Source organism: Mycolicibacter virginiensis, from assembly GCF_022374935.2.
GTDB lineage: Bacteria > Actinomycetota > Actinomycetes > Mycobacteriales > Mycobacteriaceae > Mycobacterium > Mycobacterium virginiense.
The window spans coordinates 333,171-353,192 of the sequence record NZ_CP092430.2 but is presented as its reverse complement, the minus strand read 5'-3'; the positions used below and the strand labels follow the sequence as shown (position 1 = coordinate 353,192).

Below are 20,022 nucleotides of genomic sequence, written 5' to 3'. Positions count from 1 at the left end.
CCAGCCTTTGTCGCGCTGAACCGCCTCGGAGTGGCACTATGAGCGAGCACCGAGTAGGGCTTGAACTGGTGCTGCGCAAGATTGGCGGTAAGTTACCCGTCAGTAACCATAGCTAAGTTACTGATCGGTAACTTGTGGATGGGAGAGGCTCTCCGTGACCGAAAATACCCAGATGCTGATCAGGCTGGTGGTCGGCCTGTCCATGACGGGGCTTGTTGGCCTACTGGCCGCGCGCCGGGTGTTCTGGCTCTTCCGACTGGTCATGTCGGGTCAGAAGGTCGGCGCCGAGCGGACGAACGACATCAAGACCCGGATCGAGACCCAGGTCCGCGAGGTCGCCGGCCAGGCCAAACTGCTGAAGTGGAACATCCCCGGGATCGCCCACTTCTTCACCATGTGGGCGTTCTTCGTCCTGATCACGGTCTACATCGAGGCCTATGGCCAGATGTTCAACCCCCACTTCGCCATCCCGCTCGTCGGGCACTGGGACTTCCTGGGCTTCATGCAGGACTTCTTCATCACCGCGGTCACCTTGTCGATCTTTGTGTTCATGGTCATCCGGGTCCTGCGCAACCCGACCGAGCACGGCCGATCCTCCCGGTTCTACGGCTCGCACAACGGCGGTGCGTGGCTGATCCTCGTGATGATCCTCAACGTGGTCTGGACCTTCCTGCTGCTGCGCGGGGCCGCGGCCAACACCGGCACCCTGCCGTACGGCAAGGGCGCCTACCTGTCGCACCTCATGGGCAAGGTCATGGCGCCGCTGGGGCTCGCTGCCAACGAGAACATCGAGACCGCCGCGCTGCTGCTGCACGTTGCGGTGGCGCTGGGCTTCCTGCTGATCGTGCTGAACTCCAAGCACCTGCACATCTTCTTGGCCCCGATCAACGTCACCTTCAAGCGACTGCCCAACGCCTTGGGCCCGCTGCTGCCGATCGAGTACCAGGGAGAGCCCCTGGACTTCGACAACCCGCCGGAAGACGCGGTGTTCGGGCGCGGCAAGATCGACGACTTCAGCTGGAAGGGCATGCTCGACTTCGCCACCTGTACCGAGTGTGGCCGCTGCCAGTCGCAGTGTCCCGCCTGGAACACCGGCAAGCCGCTGAGCCCCAAGCTGCTCATCATGGACCTGCGTGACCACTGGATGGCCAAGGCGCCCTACCTGCTCGGCGACAAGCCGATGCCGACCGGCGAGGTCGACCTGGCCGACGCCAAGCCGCTGGCCGGCCACCACGTGCCGGAGAAGGGCTTCGAGCGCATCGGCGGTTCTGGCCCGGAGCAGGCGGTCCGCCCGCTGGTAGGCACCGCCGAAGAAGGCGGCGTGATCGACCCCGACGTGCTGTGGTCGTGCACCAACTGTGGCGCCTGCGTCGAGCAGTGCCCGGTGGACATCGAGCACATCGACCACATCGTCGACATGCGCCGCTACCAGGTGCTGGTGGAGTCGGAGTTCCCCTCCGAGTTGGGTGTGCTGTTCAAGAACCTGGAGAACAAGGGCAACCCGTGGGGGCAGAACGCCAAGGAGCGCACCTCCTGGATCGACGAGCTCAACTTCGACATCCCGGTCTACGGCCAGGACGTCGACAGCTTCGACGGCTTCGAGTACCTGTTCTGGGTGGGCTGCGCGGGCGCCTATGAGGACCGCGCCAAGAAGACCACCAAGGCGACCGCGGAGCTGCTGGCCGCCGCCGGCGTGAAATTCCTGGTGCTGGGCACCGGGGAGACCTGTACCGGTGACCCCGCCCGGCGTGCCGGCAACGAGTTCCTGTTCCAGCAGTTGGCCTCGCAGAACGTCGAGATGCTCAACGAGGTGTTCGACGGCCTGGACAAGCCGGACCGCAAGATCATCGCGAGCTGCCCGCACTGCTTCAACACGATCTCTCGCGAATACCCGCAGCTGGGCAGCGAATACACGGTGCTGCACCACACCCAGGTGCTCAACCGGTTGGTCCGCGACAAGCGACTGATTCCGGTCGCTCCGGTGTCGCGGGAGGTCACCTACCACGACCCGTGCTTCCTGGGCCGCCACAACAAGGTCTACGAGCCGCCGCGTGAGCTGGTCGAGGCGTCGGGTGCCAACCTGGTCGAGATGCCGCGTAATCGCGACCGCTCGTTCTGCTGCGGCGCCGGTGGCGCCCGGATGTGGATGGAAGAGCACATCGGCAAGCGGGTGAACCACGACCGCGTCGACGAGGCGCTGGCCACTGGTGCCACCACCATCGCCACCGGCTGCCCGTTCTGCCGGGTGATGGTCAGCGACGGCATCGACGACCGCATCGAAGCCTCCGGCCGTGAGGGCGTGGACGTGCGTGACATCGCCCAGCTGCTGTTGGAGTCCCTCGACATGTCCACGGTGACGTTGCCGGCCAAGGGCACTGCCGCCGAGGCCGCCGCCAAGGCCGCTCCGAAGAAGGTCGAGGAGAAGGCACCGGCACCGGCTGCCGTGGCCACCGCGACGGCGGAGAAGCCGCCGGCCGAGGCCAAGGCCGCGGCCCCGGTGACGGGCCTGGGAATGGCCGGTGGCGCCAAGCGCCCGGGCGCCAAGAAGGCGGCCCCGGCAGCCGCCCCCGCCGCCGAGGCCAGCGCTGCCGCACCCGCGGCACCGGCAGCCCCGGTGAAGGGGCTCGGGATGGCCGGTGGCGCCAAGCGTCCGGGTGCCAAGAAGGCGGCCCCGGCCGCTGCCCCCGCCGCTGAGGCCAGCGCTGCGGCACCCGCGGCACCGGCTGAGCCGGCCGCACCCGCGGCTGCTCCGGCGGCTCCGGCTGCTCCGGTCAAGGGCCTGGGCATGGCAGCGGGCGCCCGTAAGCCGGGCGCTAAGAAGGCGGCTCCGGCCGCCGCGGAACCGGCAGCTGCGGCCGCCGAACCGGTGTCGGCCGCCGCCGAGCCCACCTCGACCGCCACCGAGCCCACGGCCGCTCCCGAGGCCGCTTCGGCAGCGGAGGCGCCCAAGGAACAGCCGCCGGTAAAGGGGCTGGGCATCCAGCGCGGGGCACGCCCGCCGGGCAAACGCTGAGATAACAGGTTGGGGCCGTATGGGTGCACATACGGCCCCAACTTGTTTCTCGAGCAAATTTTAATTGGACAGCTATGGGATTATTGCCAACGTGACCGCTCATTCGTTACCGCACCAGATGCCCTGGCCTGCCACCGGCAGCCAGCCACGGCAGCGTACGTTCGCGCAGTCGACCAAACTGCAGGATGTCCTCTACGAGATCCGCGGTCCGATCCACGCTCAGGCCGCCCGGATGGAGGCCGAAGGGCACCGCATCCTCAAGCTCAACATCGGCAACCCGGCACCGTTCGGGTTCGACGCGCCCGACGTGATCATGCGGGACATGATCCAGGCGCTGCCGTATGCGCAGGGCTACTCGGACTCCCAGGGCATCCTGCCGGCCCGGCGCGCGGTGGTCACCCGCTACGAGCTGGTTGAGGGATTTCCCCGCTTCGACGTCGACGATGTCTACCTCGGTAACGGCGTATCCGAGCTGATTTCGCTGGTGCTGCAGGCACTGTTGGACAACGGCGACCAGGTGCTGATCCCCGCCCCGGATTACCCGTTGTGGACGGCATCGACCTCGCTGGCCGGTGGTACGCCGGTGCACTATCTGTGCGACGAGACCCAGGGCTGGCAGCCCGACATCGCCGACATGGAATCGAAGATCACCGAACGCACCAAGGCGTTGGTGGTGATCAATCCGAACAACCCGACCGGGGCGGTCTACAGCCGCGAGGTGCTCAGCCAGATCGCCGAGTTGGCCCGCAAGCACCAGCTGTTGCTGCTGGCCGACGAGATCTACGACAAGATCCTCTACGACGACGCCGAGCACACCAGCTTGGCCACCCTGGCGCCAGACCTGTTGTGTCTGACCTTCAATGGCCTGTCGAAGGCCTACCGGGTGGCCGGCTACCGCTCCGGCTGGCTGGCGATCACCGGCCCCAAGGAGCATGCGACCAGCTTCCTGGAGGGCATCAACCTGCTGGCCAACATGCGGCTGTGCCCGAATGTGCCGGCCCAGCACGCTATTCAGGTGGCGTTGGGTGGCCACCAGAGCATCGACGACCTGGTGCTGCCGGGGGGGCGGCTGCTCGAACAGCGTGACGTCGCCTGGAGCAAGCTCAACGAGATTCCCGGGGTCTCCTGCGTGAAACCCCGCGGTGCGCTCTACGCGTTCCCGCGCCTGGACCCCGAGGTCTACCCGATCGACAACGATGAGCAGTTGGTGCTGGACCTGTTGTTGCAGGAGAAGATCCTGGTCACCCAGGGCACCGGGTTCAACTGGCCCGCGCCGGACCACCTGCGCATCGTCACCCTACCGTGGGCCCGCGACCTGTCCAGCGCCATCGAGCGCCTGGGCAACTTCCTGGTCAGCTACCGGCCGTAGTTCGTCGGCTCCCGCGTCGAAGCTGCAGTTAGCGCGGGAAAGTCCGAGTACCGGGCACGCTAACTGCAGGCTCGCCCTCGCCCGCACGCCCCAACCGGAATCGCATGCGAGGCGATGCCGATGCCCCACCCGAGGATCGGCCAAATGGGCCAGAAGTACCACGCGCCGGCGAACACCGCAGTCACCAACCAGATGCCGATCATCAACACCGACACCGCCAGGTAAGCGCCCAGGTGAATCCGAACGCCTCGTCGGGCCGCAGCGCTGCGTTGCGCACGACGGCGCGGGTCGCGCTTGATGATCTGCGCGACAGGCAGATCGGCGAGGAGATCCCTGAGCGCTCCGGCGGTTTGAGCCTCAAACGCCCGGGCCAGTCGCGTCTCGTATTCCTCCATCGACAGGTATCCCTGAGTGAACGCCTGACCAAGATGATCGGCGGTATTCCCCCGCTCCGCGTCACCCACTCGTACCGCAAGAGCCGATGGTGCGATGAATCTCGTGGTCATGTCGCCCCCTATTGCCCGGTCGGCACCCAGTTGCCGTGGAATCCGGCAGGAACACGGTGCGGCAGGTGGATGCTCGCGACGTCCTGCAGCGTGGCCGCATCCAGGATCGCCAGTTCGGTGGTGTCGGTCGCGCTGTCATAGACGAAGCCCATCAGGACGCCGTCATCTTCGGCCGCGCCAGCCGTCTTCGGGTGAAAGACGAACTCGCCTAACTGCTTTCCATCACCGAATGAACGCGTCGCTGTCGACCCGCCGACCAGGTCATGCTTGAGCAGCGTCGCATCGGGGACCACGCCGTTGCCGATACTGACCGCGTAGCCGAACCGGTGCCGCTTGCCGACCAGTCGTTCGTCAACGCGCGGGAACTCCTGACCGCGGTCATCCACCCGGGATTCGCGAACCTTGCCGTCGGCCAGGTCGACTGTCCACCGCTCCAGCGTGGGCAGCCCCTCGGCGGGACCACGCATCTCGGTGTCGAACATCTTGGGATGCCGGACCACGTCGAGAACGACGGTGTCACCTTCGTCGTAGGCATTCATCGGATGGAACACGTAGCAGGGCTCTACCTCGAACCACCGAACATCCGCATTGCCCCCCTCACGGGGCATAACCCCTACCCGCGCGGGGTATTTCGGGTTCCACCGATACGGCATGGTGCGCACGCTGTTCTTGGGCATCGGCAGCCGGGCCATGATCGGGTCCGGGATGCGCACCCGCCCGATCAGAGCCGACATGATCAGCCGCACTGGTAGCCGCAGACCCGGCGGCGCCGCGCCCTGAGCGACCTGGCGGGTGTCGAAGGTGACCGGCAGGTCATAGAAGACGACGTGCTTCTCGGTCAGCGAGAAGTCGTGCATCATCGGCGATCCGGTGACCTCGACATCCACGGTGCGCCGCGCCCGACCGTCGGTGCCGATCACTGAGTACTGGACGCTGTTCCCGCGATTGAACGCGTACGAAACGGCATGCAGCTCACCGGTATTGGGGTCACGCTTGGGATGCGCGGTGTACCCACCCGACAGGGTGCCGTCGAAGTCGCAGGTGCCGACGGTGTCCAGCTCGTCAGTCAGCTCGTAGCAGGAGATGCCACCCTCAATCAGCGCGAGGGTTCGCCCGGCGTGGCCGATCACGTTGGTGTTTGCGCCGATCCCAGAAGCCCCGCCGTGCCGGCCGGGGCGCGGCGGTTCGCCGAGTGCAGCTGCGGTCTGCGGGCCCCGCACATAGCGGTTGCGGTACCACTCCGCCTTGCCGTCGCGCAGGCGCACGCCGTGGACCATGCCGTCACCGATGAACCAGTGATAGAAGGCCGGATCGATTTCGCCGACCGGGTTGGGGCCGTTACGCAGGTAGCGCCCATCCAGGTAATCCGGGATGGCCCCGGTCACCGCCAGCTCGGTGAGGGTGTACTCCTGCGCGATCGGCGCGAACCCGCCCTGCAGGTAGGGATTAGTCATCGGACACCTCCGGTCCATAACGATGTTATGGACCATGTATAACACTGTTATGGCACCATGGCAAGGGTGGATTTGAGCCCGCGTGACCGTCTGATCGAGGCCGGTACCCGCCTACTGGACAGTGCCGGCCCCGAGTCATTGCAGGCCCGGAAGGTCGCCGCGGAGATCGGGGCCTCCACCATGGCCGTCTACACCCACTTCGGCGGGATGAACGGCCTGCTGGAGGCGATTGTCTCCGCCGCGTTCGAGCGTTTCGGCGCCGCTCTGGCATCCGCCCCGAAGACCGACGATCCGATGGCCGACTTCTTCGTCATGGGCCACGCCTATCGGCAGTTCGCGCTAGCCAGTCCGCAGCGCTATCGGCTGATGTTCGGGCTCGCCGCACCACAGAAGTTTCACGCTCCCGAGATGCCAGTGGCGACGGCGACCTTCAACCAACTCGTCACCGCGGTTGAACGGATCGTCTCCACCGGCCGGATCCGCGCAGACGACACCGTCGAACTGGCCGGGCGAATCTGGAGCATGATCCACGGTGTGGTGCTGCTGGAACTTGTCGGCACGTTCGAGCAGGACGGCCGGGCCCTGACCCACATTCTCAGTCCGATGACCATCGACATGTTCGTCGGAATGGGCGACAGCCGAGAAAGCGCCGAGTTATCGCTGCGGCGGGCGGCCGACGCGATTCGCCAGTGAGCCACCCGTCACCGACGATCCAACAGCCCCATCAGGTAGTCGCCGTAGCCGGACTTGCACAGCCCCGCAGCACGCTCGGCGAGTGCGGCGTCGTCGATGAAACCCATCCGCCAGGCCACTTCTTCGGGAACACCGATCTTGAGGCCCTGGCGGCGTTCGACAGTGCGGACGTAATCACCGGCGTCCAGCAGCGAGTCAAAAGTCCCGGTGTCCAGCCATGCGGTGCCCCGCGCCAGCGTCTCGACCGTGAGCCGGCCCTGATCGAGGTAGGTCTGGTTGATGTCGGTGATCTCGTACTCGCCGCGCGCGGAAGGCTTGAGGCCCCTGGCGATCTCGACGACGTCGTTGTCATAGAAATACAGCCCCGGTATCGCATAGCGCGATCTAGGTGCGCTCGGCTTCTCCACCACCGATACCGCAGACCCGCTCGCATCGAACTCGACCACACCGTAGGCCGAGGGGTCGGCCATCCAGTACGCGAAGATAACCGCACCGGAAAGGGATTGGTGCCGGCGCAGACTGGTCCCCAAACCCGCGCCGTAGAAAATGTTGTCTCCCAACACCAACGCGACAGAGTCGGTGCCGATGTGGTCGGCGCCGATCACGAACGCGCGCGCCAAACCGTCGGGCTGCTCCTGGATGGCGTAGCTGATGTCGACTCCGAATGCGCTGCCGTCGCCCAGCAGCCGCTGGAAGGCAGGCGCGTCGTGGCCGGTGGTGATCACCTGGATTTCCCGAATCCCCGCCAACATCAGCGTGCACAGCGGGTAGTAGACCAATGGCTTGTCGTACACCGGCAACAGCTGCTTGCTGACGCCCATGGTGATCGGATGCAGGCGGGTGCCGGAGCCACCGGCCAGGATGATCCCGCGCATGCCGCTTAGCCTAACGGCGATCGCAAGCGCGGCGGAGCCGGGCGCAGCGGGTCGCCGTCTTCAACACAGCGGGCTAGTCGACCTGATCGGCTTCGGAGAGGTCGGTGGCGGCCAGGGCGTGGTCCAGATCGTCGTGGCGGAACACCGCGGTGACGCGATCGTGTACCACCCGGAAGGCGACCGCCTGGGCTGCACCCGGTCCCGCGGGGATCAGTTCAGCCACCACCACACCGTCGTGCACATACATCCGGCCGATTCCGGCGCTCACCTGTGCCGACGCGGCCCACCCGCGCAATGCCTGATGGCCCTGCCCGGCGCCGCCGGCGTCGGCCACCTCGATGTCGTCACTGGACAGCTTTTCCAGGGTGTCCAGATCACCGGCGGCCAAGGCGTCGTGCCAGGCGAGGACCGTTGCGATCTCCGATGTGCTCATGCTCGCCAAAACTACCGCCCGATCAGAAGGCGGTGTGGTCGACCCAGTCCTGCCACACCGTGGCGTCGCCGAAGACCGCTATGTCGGTATCGGCCACGGCTACCCGGCGCATCAGGGTGAGAAACAGATCGCGAGCCGAACCACGCAGCGCCACCGACCCCTTGCCGTGCTCATGCGACCAGGTCAGCTTGTCGGCGCCGGCAGGACGGCTGATCGTCCACTCCCCCGCCGTCCCGAGGCCGTCATCGGTGGCGTGCAGGTGCACGCTGTGGCCGTCGGTGAGCGGCAGCCCGTAGCCGTCGCTGCCAAACCGGGGAATGACCAGGTCAAGCCACTCCTCGAGCCCGTCGGCAGCCAGCTCCGCCGACAGGTTGAAGTCGGCCAACCCGCCGCTGAGCGCCTGCACGGCGTCAGCGCGGTGGACCGTCGCCTCGTGCAGCCGGCGGCGCACCCACCACGAGGACGGACGCGGCCCCAGAAATGTCCAGGCCGGCGTATCCGACCCGCTCTGGGCGACCGCGTCCAGCACACGCTGGGCACCATCGTGCAGCCAGTCGATCGCTGCGTCCGTTTCGGCGGGAGGCTTGCCGTCGACGACGTCGCGTGGATCCAGCGGACGGTCCAGGCGGTCGGCGATGATTTGTGCGGCCCAACGGTTTCCGCGTCCGACATGGCGGAACAGTTGGCCGAGGTTCCACTCCGGGCAGCTCGGGACCGCCAATGCTAGATCACCTGTGCGGATCAGCTCCCCGAACGCGCGCGTCTCATCGAGCAATGCTGCGGCGTAGTCCACGCGGTCAGGCTAGTGGATTCTGGGCGGGCTCAGAAAGGCCAACCACCCTTGCCGCCGCCACCGCCACCACCGCCGCCGAGGCCCGGAAACCAGGAACCGCCGCCACCGCCACCGTTGCCTTTGCCGCCGCCACCGCCGCCGCCGCCGAGGCCCGGGAACCACGGGTTTCCGCCGCCGCCGTTGCTGCCGACGCCTGGCAGCCACGGGGAGGGGTTGCCGCCCTTCTTGCCGCCACCATCGTTGTCAGGCAACCAAGACGGATTGCCGCCCTTCTTACCGCCACCATCGTTGTCGGGCAGCCAAGACGGATTGCCACCCTTCTTGCCGCCACCATCGTTGTCAGGCAACCAAGACGGGTTGCCACCCTTCTTGCCGCCGCCGTTGTTGTTGCCCGGCAGCCAGGACGGGTTGCCTCCGTCGTTGGACGGCGGCCGGAAGATCGGCGGTAGCTCGGGTTGCTGGATCGGAGGTGGCGCGGGGACCGGTGCAGCCGGGGCCGGGGCCTCGACCGGCGCGGGCACTTGGATGGGCACCGGAATCGGTATCGGCACCGGGGCCACCGGCGCGGGAGCCGGAGCTGCCGGGGCGGGGGCCGGTGCCGCCGGAGCCGGTGCAGGAGCTGGCGCGGCCGGCGCCGGCCGCGCCACCGGGACCTCAGTGACGGGCGGGGCCGCCGGTGGCGGCGCGGGGGCCGGTGGCGGCGCAGCTTCCGGGACAGGCGCCGGGGCCGGGGCTTGCTGGGTGGGGACCACGATATGCCCGGTGGGCGGCGGATGGTCTGCGGCGGTGGGCCGGATGCTGACCGCCAGCGCCACTACCAGGCTGGAGACCCCGACGACGAAGAACGCCGCCAAGCCGCTGCCGGCCAGCAGGAAGGGCCGACGGCGCTGAACCGCCCTGCCGTCGTCGAATTGGTGCGCACCGGAACCCGGTGAGTAGCCGTCGTCGTCCTCGATGACAGCGCCGTCATAGCCGTCAACGTCGACCAGCTTCAGGTAGCCGCTGTCGGTGGTGTCGTCGCGAACCGCACTGTAGGCCAGCGCGTACTCGCCACTGGTCGCGTCATAGTCAGCCTGGTAGGCGTAACCGAGCGCGACCAGGTCCGGGTCGATCACGCCGGTGCCTGGGTCACGGGCCCACGCCAGGGCTGACGTCGAGGAGTCGAACAGCGGCGCGTGGGCACTGGCCAGCGCCGCGCCCCGCGCCAGCGCGGTCTCGGGCTCCTCGGGCACACTGACCGGGATGGCACTCGCCGCGTCCAGCTCGGGCTTGACCATGCCGACGTTGACTCCAGAACCGACCACGAACAAACCGTCGGGTCGCGACGACAGCCGGCCCGCCTCGGCGGCCAGCCGGGTCAACGCGCCCACCGCGGCGGTGTCATCGGAGGGCAGCGCCACCCGCTGCACCTCGGCGATCGAGCCGTCCGACGAGTCGACAACCGCCAGGGTCGCCCCGTCCGGCTCGATGAACATCAGCGCGGTCCGCTCGTAGCCGACCGACCCGCCCACCGTCTGCGCCAGCGCGGCCGCGGCCAAGAACGCCGACACCAACATCACGTTCTCGACCCGGTGACCGGCCAGCGCATCACGCAGCTGGCCGGCTTGCAGTTGATTGGCGACGGTCACCCCGGTCGAGGCCAGCCGGTAGCCGCTCTCCCGTGCACTTTCCTGAGTGCCCAGGATGGCCGATACGACCTGGTCGGGGAACGCGAGCTCGTCGGCGTCCACCTCGAATCCGTCTTCGTCGACGGTCACGCCACCGGCGCGCTCCCCCTCGACGAGCACCATGCGTACCGATGGCGGTGCCATCGAGACCCCCAGAACGATGTCCACCGCACCTCCTCCACTAGGGCCGGCGAATTATTAGCCCATCTTACGACTGTTGGATGCGCGTGCCCACTCAGAACGGAAGGCCGGGGATCTTGAACGGGAACCCGCCACCGCCGCGGCCATGACCGCCACCGTGACCACCGCCATGACCGCCCCCGCGGCCATGACCACCGCCGGGCCCCCAGTCGTCATCGCCGCGGCCCCACCCGCCCCGGGGCGGGCCGAACAGCGGCGGACCGCCGGGCAGACCCGGAATCCCGAGGTTGGGAAGCGGTGGCGGCGGGAGTGCCGGAGGTGGCGGAGGCGGTGCCACCGGTGCGGGGGCTGCTGGAGCCGGAGCCTCGGGCACTGGGGCTGGAGCGGGAGCCCGCGGCGGAGCCGGTTCGCCGGCCGGAGCAGGCGGAGCCTGCGGAGGCGCAGGTGCGGGCGTGACGACGGCGGCCGGCGGCGGTGCCTTTTGGGTGACGACGTTGGCCCGCACGTCGGGTCGGTGCTGATTGGCCGCCCGCATGCCGATGGCCAACGCGACCGCCAAGCCCAGCACCCCGATCACGAACAGCGCCGCGACCCCGCCGGTGACCAGCATCGGCTTGCGCTCCCGCGGCTGGATACCGGTGCTGAAGTCGAGCATCCGAGAGTCGACGAGTTCGGGATCGTCGGCGAGATCCGGAAGCGCGCCGCCCAGAACCACGCCGCTGTCCGGAAGCGCGCTGTAGGCCAGCGGCTCGTTGTCACTGGTGGCGTTGTAGTCCACCTCGTCATAGTCGACGCCGCCGGGCGCGATGTAGGCGTATCCGGCACTGGCCAGTGCCGGACCCAGCTCACCGGTGCCCGGGTCCTGCGCCCAGGCCACTGCCCGGGTAGAAGACGAGAACAGCGGGGCATGCGCGCTGGCCAGCGCCGCGCCGCGGGCCAACGCCATGTCCGGTTCCTCCGGCACGCTCACCGGCAGCGGAGTGGCCTTGTCCAACTCCGGTTTGATCATCGCCACGTTGACGCCCGAACCCACCACGAACAGGGCATCGGGGTTCGACTCCAGCCGTTGCGCACCGGCGGCCAACTCGGTGATCTCGCCGACCGCACGCTCATCGTCGTTCGACAGCGACTGGCGGTGAATCTCGGTGATCGAGCCGTCGTCAGAGTTCACGACAGCCAAGGTGGCGGCTTCCGGCTCGACGAACAGCAGAGCCGTCCGGGCGTAGCGCGTCGCACTTCCCACCGACTGGGCCAGCGCCGCCGCGGCAAGAAACGCCGACACCAGCATCACGTTCTCGACCTTGCGGCCGGCCAGCGCCTCGCGCAGCGCGTTCGCTTCGGCCGGATCACTCCAAGTCACGCCGGTGGAGCTGAGCTCATAGCCGCCCTCACGGGCGCCCTCGCGAGTGCCCAGGATCGCCGACACCACCCGCTCCGGAGCGGTTTGCGCGCCGTCGACGACGTCGAAGTCGTCGTGCTCCACGGTGACCCCGTCGGCGTTCTCGCCTTCCACCAACACCATGCGGACCGCCGAGGGTGCCACCGACACCCCAAGAACGATCTCCACGAAACCTCCCCTGTTACTGCTTATCGGCCAGGCATGTGGGCCGAACCCCCACCAGGGCTGGCCGATACCGGCTTCATCGCAGCCGCAGGGCGGCCGTCAGGTCCGAGGGCTAACCGGACTTGATGAAGTTCTGGTACGAGCGGGACGGCGTCGGCCCGCGCTGGCCCTGATATTTCGACCCTACGCGCGTACTGCCGTAAGGGTGCTCCGCTGGACTGGTCAATCGCAGCAGACACAGCTGACCGATCTTCATCCCCGGCCACAACGTGATCGGCAGATTCGCCACGTTGGACAGCTCCAACGTGATGTGCCCGGAGAAGCCCGGGTCGATGAAACCCGCGGTGGAGTGGGTCAACAGGCCCAGTCGGCCCAGACTCGACTTGCCCTCCAGCCGGCCGGCCAGATCCTCCGGCAGGGTGCAGCACTCCAGCGTGGAGCCCAGCACGAACTCACCGGGATGCAGCACGAACGGCTCGCCGGGTTTGGGTTCAACCAGCGTGGTCAGCTCGTCTTGCTGTTTGGCGGGGTCGATGTGGGTGTAGCGGGTGTTGTTAAACACCCGGAACAGGCTGTCGAGGCGGACGTCCACGCTGGACGGCTGTACCAGCGCGTCGTCGAACGGGTCGATGCCCAGCCGGCCAGCAGCGATTTCGGCCCGCAGATCGCGATCGGAGAGCAGCACGGCACGAGCGTATCGCCCGGCCCGCGGGCTGGGCCGGATGACCAAGCCCGTGGTGGCCACCGAGTGCGCGGTTTGATTCGGTTCTCGGCGGTTCGGCCGACGATTCCGCACACTCGCGGAGCGCGTGGGGGCCCGGATGCTAGCCTGCTAGCGCACCAGTGCCGATGTAGTTCAATGGCAGAACATCAGCTTCCCAAGCTGAATACGCGGGTTCGATTCCCGTCATCGGCTCCACGTTTGACCAGTGCCGACCTGCTGGGGAGACCCGCTCACTTAACCCACGGCACGATGGGCACAAACGGCCGGTTGGCGTTGTGCCAGAAATGCTCCAGCGCGGTAACTGCGGTGTCGTGAGCGATCAACCAATGCCCACCCTGGTTGATCAGCCCGATGGGCTCGGGCGCGCTCTCTTCATGAAAGCCCCCCACGGAGGTGACCGTCGCTCCGGCGGAATTGTTCGGCGCGGGCTGAATGTCGGACACCACGAAGTGGTAGGGCAACAGTCCGGCCTCTTGGGTCTCGCGCAGGCGCTCGTCGATGGTCTGGGCTTCCTCGGGGGTGAAGCCGGGAGCGACGATGTTGGACTTGTTCGCCGCCGGGATGTTCGGGTCGGTCAGCTCGGCCATCGCGGCGAGCACCTCATCAGCGGTGGGAATGGCTCCGGTACACAGTGATTGGCCGATATCCCCGCACGCCGCAGCGGCCGTGGCCGGCACAGCCACCCCCGTGAGCGTAGTAGCCAGCAATACCGCGGTGACGGCGATTCTCATAGCGCGAACGCTAACGGCGTCATGTGTCAACGATGTTTTCCGTATGCAACGGCAGATGAACGAACCCTGGCGAAGCAAAGGCGCGGCCCCGCTCTATCAGCGCCCCGCCAGTCGGCCCTCGATTGCGCGTATCACGTCGGCCTCCCGGTCGCGAACGGCGCAAGCCACTTCGACGAACCGCGCCACCAGCGGGCTGGGTTCATCGCGCAGCCAGGCGACTGCCACCACAGATCCCGGCCAGTCGTCGATCGGCAGGCATCTCACGCCCGGCGCCGGCAGGTACTCCGTGACTGCCGCACTGGTAATTGCGACCGCCATCCCGGCCTGAACCAGCTGTGCCTCCTCGGTGACCGAGTTGATCGGGAAGCGCCGGGCCGCGGTCGCATCTTCGCGCACGGCATCCAGACACCAGAAGGCACGATGACTCTCATCGGTGGTGTCGGTGACCGTGATCGGTTCGTCGATGAGATCGCGCACCGATACCGAGGAGCAGGCGGCAAGTCGATGGTTGGCGGACACCATCGCGACGACCGGGTCGACGAACAGTGATTCCGTCTCAATATCGGGGGTGCTCACCGGCAACCGCAGCAGCGCCACATCACTGACCCCCGACGCCAGCCCGGCCGACGGATCGCCAATCGGGAACTCACGCATGGTGACGTCGACGCCGGGATAGCAACGACGGAACTCGTCGACGATCAGGCCGGTCAACTCCAGTGCGCCACCGGGGCCAAAACCCAGCCGCAGCGTCCCGGACAGTCCGCGGACCGCCCGTGCGATATCGGTGGTGGTGGCGTCCAGCGTCGCCAGCATCTCCCGCGCCCCGGCCAGGAAGATCTCGCCGGCCGGGGTGAGCGTCACTTTCCGCGTCGTGCGGTCCAACAGTTTGGCACCGGCCGACGCCTCGATTTCCTTGATCTCCCGGCTAAGCGCCTGCTGGGTCATACACAGGATGGTGGCGGCGCGGCTGAAATGCAGCTCCTCGGCAACCACCACGAAGTGGCGCAGCTTGCGGGTGTTGATGTCGATACCAGCGAATATAGCCGCACATCTCGCGGCGTCGACTCAGATCTTGCAACGTCCGGTCGCATTAACTAAACTGGACGTACAGTTCAGTTACGGAAGGGCGAGAACATTGAGCGTTTGGTTCATTACAGGAGCTTCCCGCGGGTTCGGCCTGCAGATCGCACGCGACCTGCTGGACCGCGGACACCAAGTGGTCGCGACCGCGCGCGACGCGGCAACGGTCACCGAAGCGCTCGGCGAGAACGCCAACGTGCTCGCCGTAGCCCTGGACGTCACCGACGAGACGCAAGCCCGCCAGGCCGCGCAGGCTGCAGTGGACCGCTTCGGTCGCATCGACGTGCTGATCAACAACGCCGGCCGCGGACTGCTGGGCGCCGTCGAAGAGGCCACCGACGCCGAGGTTCGCGCCGTCTACGAGACCAACGTGTTCGGCCTGTTGACCGTCACCCGCGCGGTCACACCGATACTGCGGGCGCAGCGGTCCGGCACCATCGTCAACATTTCGTCGGTGGGTGGGTTCGTCAGCTCCCCGGGATGGGGCGTCTACGCATCCACCAAGTTCGCCGTCGAAGCACTCTCCGAGGCGCTGCACGCCGAACTGCAACCACTGGGAATCCACGCGATGGTGGTCGAGCCCGGCTACTTCCGCACGGACTTCCTCGACTCGTCCAGCTTGCAGATCCAACAGCACACCATCGACGACTACACCGACGGCCCCGCGGGCAAGATGCGCATCACCGCGGGCGAGCGCAACCACGACCAGCCCGGCGACCCCGTCAAGGCGGCAGCAGCCATCATCGACGTAGTCGAATCGCAGCGTCCCCCGGTGCGTCTGCTGCTGGGCAACGACACCATCGCCGCGGTCGAGGGCAAGCTCGCCCACGTCCAAGCCGAGTTGGCCCAGTGGCGCGACGTCTCGTCTTCGACCGACTTCGACGATGTCGCCTGAAAACGTCGGTGGGGCGGCCGAATACACCTTCGCCCGCCCCACCGGCGCTCGCAGCGATCGCATCCATCAGGCGATCTTGGATGCGACCGCACAACTCCTCGACGAGGGCGGCTACGCCGCCACGACCGTCGACGCGATCGCGGCCCGGTCCGGGGCCAGCAAGGCCACCATCTACAAGCACTGGCCGTCGCGCACTGCGGTGGCCGCCGAGGCGTTCGGCGCGATGATGGCCCAGGATCTGCCCTTGCCGGACACCGGAAGCGCCGTCGGCGATCTCACCGAACAGGTGGTGCGGGTCTCGGCGTTCTACACCAGCGCCCGCGGTGACGTGTTCGCGCAGTTGCTCGCAGCCTGCGTAGAGGATCCGGCGGGCGCCGCCTATTTTCGGGAGTACTTTCTCGGCGGTCGCCGCGCCGCCATCAGCGAACTGTGGCAACGGGGAGTCACTCGCGGCGATGTCGATGCCGACATCGCTATCGACGACATCATCGATCTGCTGTTCGGGCCGCTCATCTTTCGCCGCATGACCGGTCATTACCCGCTCACCGAGGACCACGCGCGGCGGCTGGCCGAAGTCGCGCTGCGCGGCGCACTCGCGCCAAACGCCCCCCACGCCGGCTGATCCCGCCACAATCAGCGGTATGGGTCTGTTTCCGAAGCCACATGCCACCCTGACCGACACCGAGGTCGCTGATGCACTGGGCCGCGCGGTCGCGGTGATCGACCCGCTGCTCGACCTGCTCGCCGAGGCGGATCCGATCGGGCTGCGTAAACGCTCTCACCGGCTGCTGCGGCCACCGCACGGCCTAGCCCATCGCATCCGGCGGTTTCGGCTGCGGCGGCGCCGCAACGAGGCCGGTCGCGGTCCCAGCGTCACCAACCGCGCCCTGAACGCCGGAGCACAGCTCATCAATGCCGCGGACCTGCCCGGCACCGCGGCCTGGGAGCGGATGAGCCGCGAGCAACGCGCGCACTGGTGGGTGCACCGGGTCGGTGCGATCAACACTCTGGTGGTCGCCTCCCCCGGGGCGTTCGGATTGCTGGCCAGACTGGTCCCGGTGGGCGAGCTGGCGGGATTCGTCAATCACGCCATCGTGTTGTGCGCGCTGGCCCGCGAGTATGGCGTCACCGACCGGCGTGAGCAGGTGCGGTTGCTCGCCGACGTGCTGTGCGGGCGGCATCTGCCCGAGACCGTGGAGGTACCAACACAACCCGATCCCGCACCGCTTCCCATTACACCGCCGCCGGGATGGAAGCCGCTGGCGTCGATCACGTCGTCGACTCCGGTGGTGATCACCCGGACGGTCTGGCAATTGGCCGGCATCCTGCGGGCGACCTTTGACGAGGTGAGCAAACGCCCGCACCCGAAGAAGCTCTATCAGCGCTTAGGCTCTTTGCCCGGATTCGGTTTGATTGCGGGCTATTTCGGCGAGCGGGGTGCGCTGATCCGAGCAGCCGAACAAGGTGTTACTTGGCTCGAAGCCCGCGAACGTGGTGCCGATCCGAGCGGGACCGGAGAGGCAAGCCCGCTTTAGGAGACTCGGATCCAGTCGACGAGCATCTCTGCGGGATAACTGCCCGGTCGAGGATCGCCGCCGCCTGAACCGGCCACAGCTAGGTTTAGCACCGAAAATACTTGGTAGCCAGGGTTATTGAATGGCCAATCCGCGATCGAGTTCGCCGGAACGGTGAAGTAGGGCGCAGCACCCTCGACATAGTCGCGCCAGAATCGAATACCGTCGGCGTCCCAGCGGCACCGCCAGGTGTGCCAGGCGGAGTCCATTGAAATCTGTTGGGTTGCCCATTCGGCACCGTTCGCTCTCGTATGGACGGTGGTCGCCGACGGCCAATTGCCGTTGCCGTACCACTCCAGCACGTCGATCTCGCCCTGGTCCTCGTTGCCCATCCACCACGCGGGCCAAGCCCCGGCAGTGAGGCAGTTCAGCTTGATCCGTGCTTCCCAGGTGTGCCCGATACCGCCCATCCACCGGCTCTGGATCTTGCCGCTGTAGTAGGTGTCGGCATCTTTGGCGGCGCGCAGCACAAGGTTCGACTTGCCGTCGACGAACACGTTCTTGCGATCGTCGCGGTATTGGCCGACGTTCTCGGGACGCTCCCAAAATGTCGGGTCTTTCATCGATTCCCGGGCCTGCGCCACCGCCCACTTGGACGGATCCGGCGCGGAACCGGCCGGGCCATCGAACTCGTCGCTGAACAGGTAGGTCTGCGACGGGGCGGCGGGCAGTGGATCGGCGGGCCCGGGCCGTGCCCATGCCTCCGGCAGGCGCATCGCGGCGGCGAGCATGCCGATTCCCGTGGTCAACATCAGGCTGCGTCGATTTATCTCGGCCACCTTCGCATGAAACCACTACAGCGGCCTGGGCATCAATGGCACTCAATGGCAGAAGCCCCGCACGCCTGCAGGCGTGCGGGGCTTCCGTCGCGTGTTGTCGCGAGCGACTAGCCGGCTGCTGGAGCAGCGCCGGCGCCGCCCTGGCCACCAGCACCCGGGTTGGTCCCGTTGTTGTCGGCGCCGGCGGAGCCCGGTGCACCAGCGGTCTCGCCGGAGGCGCCACCAGCACCCCCGTGGCCGCCGTCGCCGGCGGTGAGCCCGCCGGAAGCGCTGCCGCCCGCACCACCGGTACCACCGTTGCCACCGGTAGCAGTGGCGCTGTCGCCGCCAGCGCCACCGACGCCGCCCGTACCGGACGCCAGACCGTTCGAGCCACGAGCCCCACCGGCGCCACCGACGCCGCCGTTGCCACCGTTGCCCGACGTCGAGTCGCCGCCGGCACCACCGGTGCCACCGGTACCGGCGGTCGCACCGAACCCAGCAGTACCGCCAGCGCCACCGACGCCACCATTACCACCGTTGCCGATCGTGCCGGCGCTGCCACCGAGGATGCCCGCGGTTCCAGCCTTCGCACCGGCCGCACCGCCCTCGCCACCGACGCCACCGTTACCACCGTTGTTGTTGAACGTGGTGTTGACGAGCGAGCCGTCTCCACCGGCACCACCAGTGCCACCGACACCACCGGCGCCGGAGTTACCGCCGCTACCGATAAGCGAGCCGCCGTTGCCACCGTTGCCACCGTTGCCGCCGTTGCCACCCTTGGCACCGGTCTCCGCGGCCGTCGTGTTAGTTGCGTTGTCCCCCTTGGCTCCAGTGCTGCCGGCACCGCCGACGCCACCATCGCCACCGGCACCCAGCAGCGCCGCAGAGCCACCGTTGCCACCGTTGCCACCATTGGCGGCGCCGACGCCACCGTTGCCACCGTTGCCCAGCAACGAACCGCCGGCGCCACCATCGCCACCGTTGTTGGTGCCCTCGACCACGTTGCCCTCGGCGTCCTTGATGACACCCAGCGCGCCGGCGCCGCCGTCGCCACCGTTGCCGATCAGGCCGGCGTCACCACCGGCGGAACCGGCGATGCCGTTGCCGCCGTCACCGAACAGCAGACCACCGTTGGTGGCCTCGGTCAGCACACCGTCGTCGCTGAGCGACGCGTTCACGCCGTCGCAGATCAAGCCGCAGCTGTCACCGAACGCGAACAGCGTGTTGATGCCGGTCGCATCGAAGATCGGAATCAGCATGTCGCCCACCGAGTGGATGCTGCTGTAGATCGAGTCGTAGATGCCTTCCAGCCCAGTGCTGTCTGCGGCTCCAGGCAGGGCCAAGTCAAAGCTCGAGCCGTCGAATCCCGCAGCGCCGTGGGACGAGTCGTCCCAACCGAGCGCGCTCAGCACATCGCCGAAGTCAAAGTCGAAGTCCGCGTTGGCGGCCGGAGCTGCGGCGAGCGGGCTCAGACCCAGGGCCAGGAATGCACCCACGGCGCCCCCAGCGCCCACCACGCGCCGACGCGCGCCACCGTTGTGACGTTGACTCATCAAAGAAATCCCCTCCTGTGGACTTGCCGTCAGGCAGTCGTGTCTCCCTCAGCGTCGCCTTAGATGGCGAGCGAGTGGGACGCTACCTCAGCGATACTCATTCGTGCCGGACCTTGTCCAGCTTGACGGGTGTCTAGTCACTCGCCAATGCCGCTGAGCTGCAACGGATTCCACATGAACGTCGCAATAATGTGAT

Annotated in this window: 18 protein-coding genes and 1 tRNA gene; 7 read left to right on the top strand and 12 right to left on the bottom strand. The window is 67.4% G+C overall.

Annotated elements, in window-relative coordinates; all coding sequences use genetic code 11:
• Nucleotides 1–172: 172 nt before the first annotated feature.
• On the top strand, nt 173–3,013 hold the full coding sequence (locus tag MJO54_RS01685; RefSeq protein ID WP_240175538.1) for a (Fe-S)-binding protein: 2,841 nt from the start codon (nt 173–175) through the stop codon (nt 3,011–3,013).
• 118 nt (nt 3,014–3,131) lie between these two features.
• Nucleotides 3,132–4,382: a pyridoxal phosphate-dependent aminotransferase gene (locus MJO54_RS01680; protein WP_373693213.1), complete on the top strand. Its 1,251-nt coding sequence runs from the start codon at nt 3,132–3,134 to the stop codon at nt 4,380–4,382.
• 59 nt (nt 4,383–4,441) lie between these two features.
• Here the strand turns inward: MJO54_RS01680 and MJO54_RS01675 are convergent, their stop codons facing one another.
• A complete protein-coding gene (locus MJO54_RS01675; RefSeq protein WP_240175537.1) occupies nt 4,442–4,888 on the bottom strand; it encodes a DUF1707 domain-containing protein in 447 nt (148 codons plus the stop codon).
• 8 nt (nt 4,889–4,896) lie between these two features.
• Nucleotides 4,897–6,342, bottom strand: a complete 1,446-nt coding sequence (locus MJO54_RS01670; protein ID WP_064888442.1) for a carotenoid oxygenase family protein — start codon at nt 6,340–6,342, stop codon at nt 4,897–4,899.
• Between the two features lie 66 nt (nt 6,343–6,408).
• Between MJO54_RS01670 and MJO54_RS01665 the strand changes: the two genes are divergently transcribed.
• Nucleotides 6,409–7,035, top strand: a complete 627-nt coding sequence (locus MJO54_RS01665; RefSeq protein ID WP_109469886.1) for a TetR/AcrR family transcriptional regulator — start codon at nt 6,409–6,411, stop codon at nt 7,033–7,035.
• Nucleotides 7,036–7,043: 8 nt separating this feature from the next.
• Here the strand turns inward: MJO54_RS01665 and rfbA are convergent, their stop codons facing one another.
• The 6 genes from rfbA to dcd form a co-directional block, all read right to left on the bottom strand.
• The gene (gene rfbA / locus MJO54_RS01660; protein ID WP_046284490.1) at nt 7,044–7,910 is read right to left on the bottom strand and encodes a glucose-1-phosphate thymidylyltransferase RfbA; all 867 of its coding nucleotides are present in this window, start codon (nt 7,908–7,910) and stop codon (nt 7,044–7,046) included.
• Between the two features lie 73 nt (nt 7,911–7,983).
• Nucleotides 7,984–8,343, bottom strand: a complete 360-nt coding sequence (locus MJO54_RS01655; protein WP_240175536.1) for a nuclear transport factor 2 family protein — start codon at nt 8,341–8,343, stop codon at nt 7,984–7,986.
• Nucleotides 8,344–8,365: 22 nt separating this feature from the next.
• Nucleotides 8,366–9,136 (bottom strand): maleylpyruvate isomerase N-terminal domain-containing protein, encoded by a 771-nt coding sequence (locus tag MJO54_RS01650; RefSeq protein ID WP_046286441.1) that lies wholly within the window; start codon nt 9,134–9,136, stop codon nt 8,366–8,368.
• A 29-nt stretch (nt 9,137–9,165) separates the two neighbouring features.
• On the bottom strand, nt 9,166–10,971 hold the full coding sequence (locus MJO54_RS01645) for a DUF7159 family protein (RefSeq protein ID WP_240175535.1): 1,806 nt from the start codon (nt 10,969–10,971) through the stop codon (nt 9,166–9,168).
• 67 nt (nt 10,972–11,038) lie between these two features.
• Complete coding sequence (locus MJO54_RS01640) at nt 11,039–12,511, bottom strand: DUF7159 family protein (protein WP_239652177.1); 1,473 nt, start codon at nt 12,509–12,511, stop codon at nt 11,039–11,041.
• Between the two features lie 109 nt (nt 12,512–12,620).
• On the bottom strand, nt 12,621–13,193 hold the full coding sequence (gene dcd, locus MJO54_RS01635) for a dCTP deaminase (RefSeq protein ID WP_046286451.1): 573 nt from the start codon (nt 13,191–13,193) through the stop codon (nt 12,621–12,623).
• 160 nt (nt 13,194–13,353) lie between these two features.
• On the opposite strand from dcd, the gene MJO54_RS01630 reads away from it, so the two are divergent.
• Nucleotides 13,354–13,427 (top strand) — tRNA-Gly (locus MJO54_RS01630).
• A gap of 35 nt (nt 13,428–13,462) precedes the next feature.
• Here the strand turns inward: MJO54_RS01630 and MJO54_RS01625 are convergent.
• Nucleotides 13,463–13,963, bottom strand: coding sequence for an MTB12 C-terminal domain-containing protein (locus MJO54_RS01625; protein WP_240175534.1), 501 nt, complete (start codon nt 13,961–13,963; stop codon nt 13,463–13,465).
• Between the two features lie 96 nt (nt 13,964–14,059).
• A complete protein-coding gene (locus MJO54_RS01620) occupies nt 14,060–14,971 on the bottom strand; it encodes a LysR family transcriptional regulator (protein ID WP_082957423.1) in 912 nt (303 codons plus the stop codon).
• Between the two features lie 127 nt (nt 14,972–15,098).
• Here MJO54_RS01620 and MJO54_RS01615 point away from each other — a divergent pair, with 127 nt between their 5' ends.
• Genes MJO54_RS01615 through MJO54_RS01605 form a run of 3 tightly spaced genes read left to right on the top strand, consistent with a single transcriptional unit; the run spans nt 15,099 to nt 17,473 of the window.
• Nucleotides 15,099–15,938 (top strand): oxidoreductase, encoded by an 840-nt coding sequence (locus tag MJO54_RS01615; RefSeq protein WP_065152061.1) that lies wholly within the window; start codon nt 15,099–15,101, stop codon nt 15,936–15,938.
• The gene (locus tag MJO54_RS01610) at nt 15,928–16,560 is read left to right on the top strand and encodes a TetR/AcrR family transcriptional regulator (RefSeq protein WP_105294974.1); all 633 of its coding nucleotides are present in this window, start codon (nt 15,928–15,930) and stop codon (nt 16,558–16,560) included. Before MJO54_RS01615 ends, MJO54_RS01610 begins: the two co-directional genes overlap by 11 nt.
• A 19-nt stretch (nt 16,561–16,579) precedes the next feature.
• Nucleotides 16,580–17,473 (top strand): hypothetical protein, encoded by an 894-nt coding sequence (locus MJO54_RS01605; protein WP_240175532.1) that lies wholly within the window; start codon nt 16,580–16,582, stop codon nt 17,471–17,473.
• Here the strand turns inward: MJO54_RS01605 and MJO54_RS01600 are convergent.
• The gene (locus tag MJO54_RS01600) at nt 17,470–18,291 is read right to left on the bottom strand and encodes a glycoside hydrolase family 16 protein (RefSeq protein WP_240175531.1); all 822 of its coding nucleotides are present in this window, start codon (nt 18,289–18,291) and stop codon (nt 17,470–17,472) included. The genes MJO54_RS01605 and MJO54_RS01600 overlap by 4 nt on opposite strands.
• 107 nt (nt 18,292–18,398) lie before the next feature.
• A complete protein-coding gene (locus tag MJO54_RS23580; RefSeq protein ID WP_275564485.1) occupies nt 18,399–19,826 on the bottom strand; it encodes a hypothetical protein in 1,428 nt (475 codons plus the stop codon).
• Nucleotides 19,827–20,022: the final 196 nt, after the last annotated feature.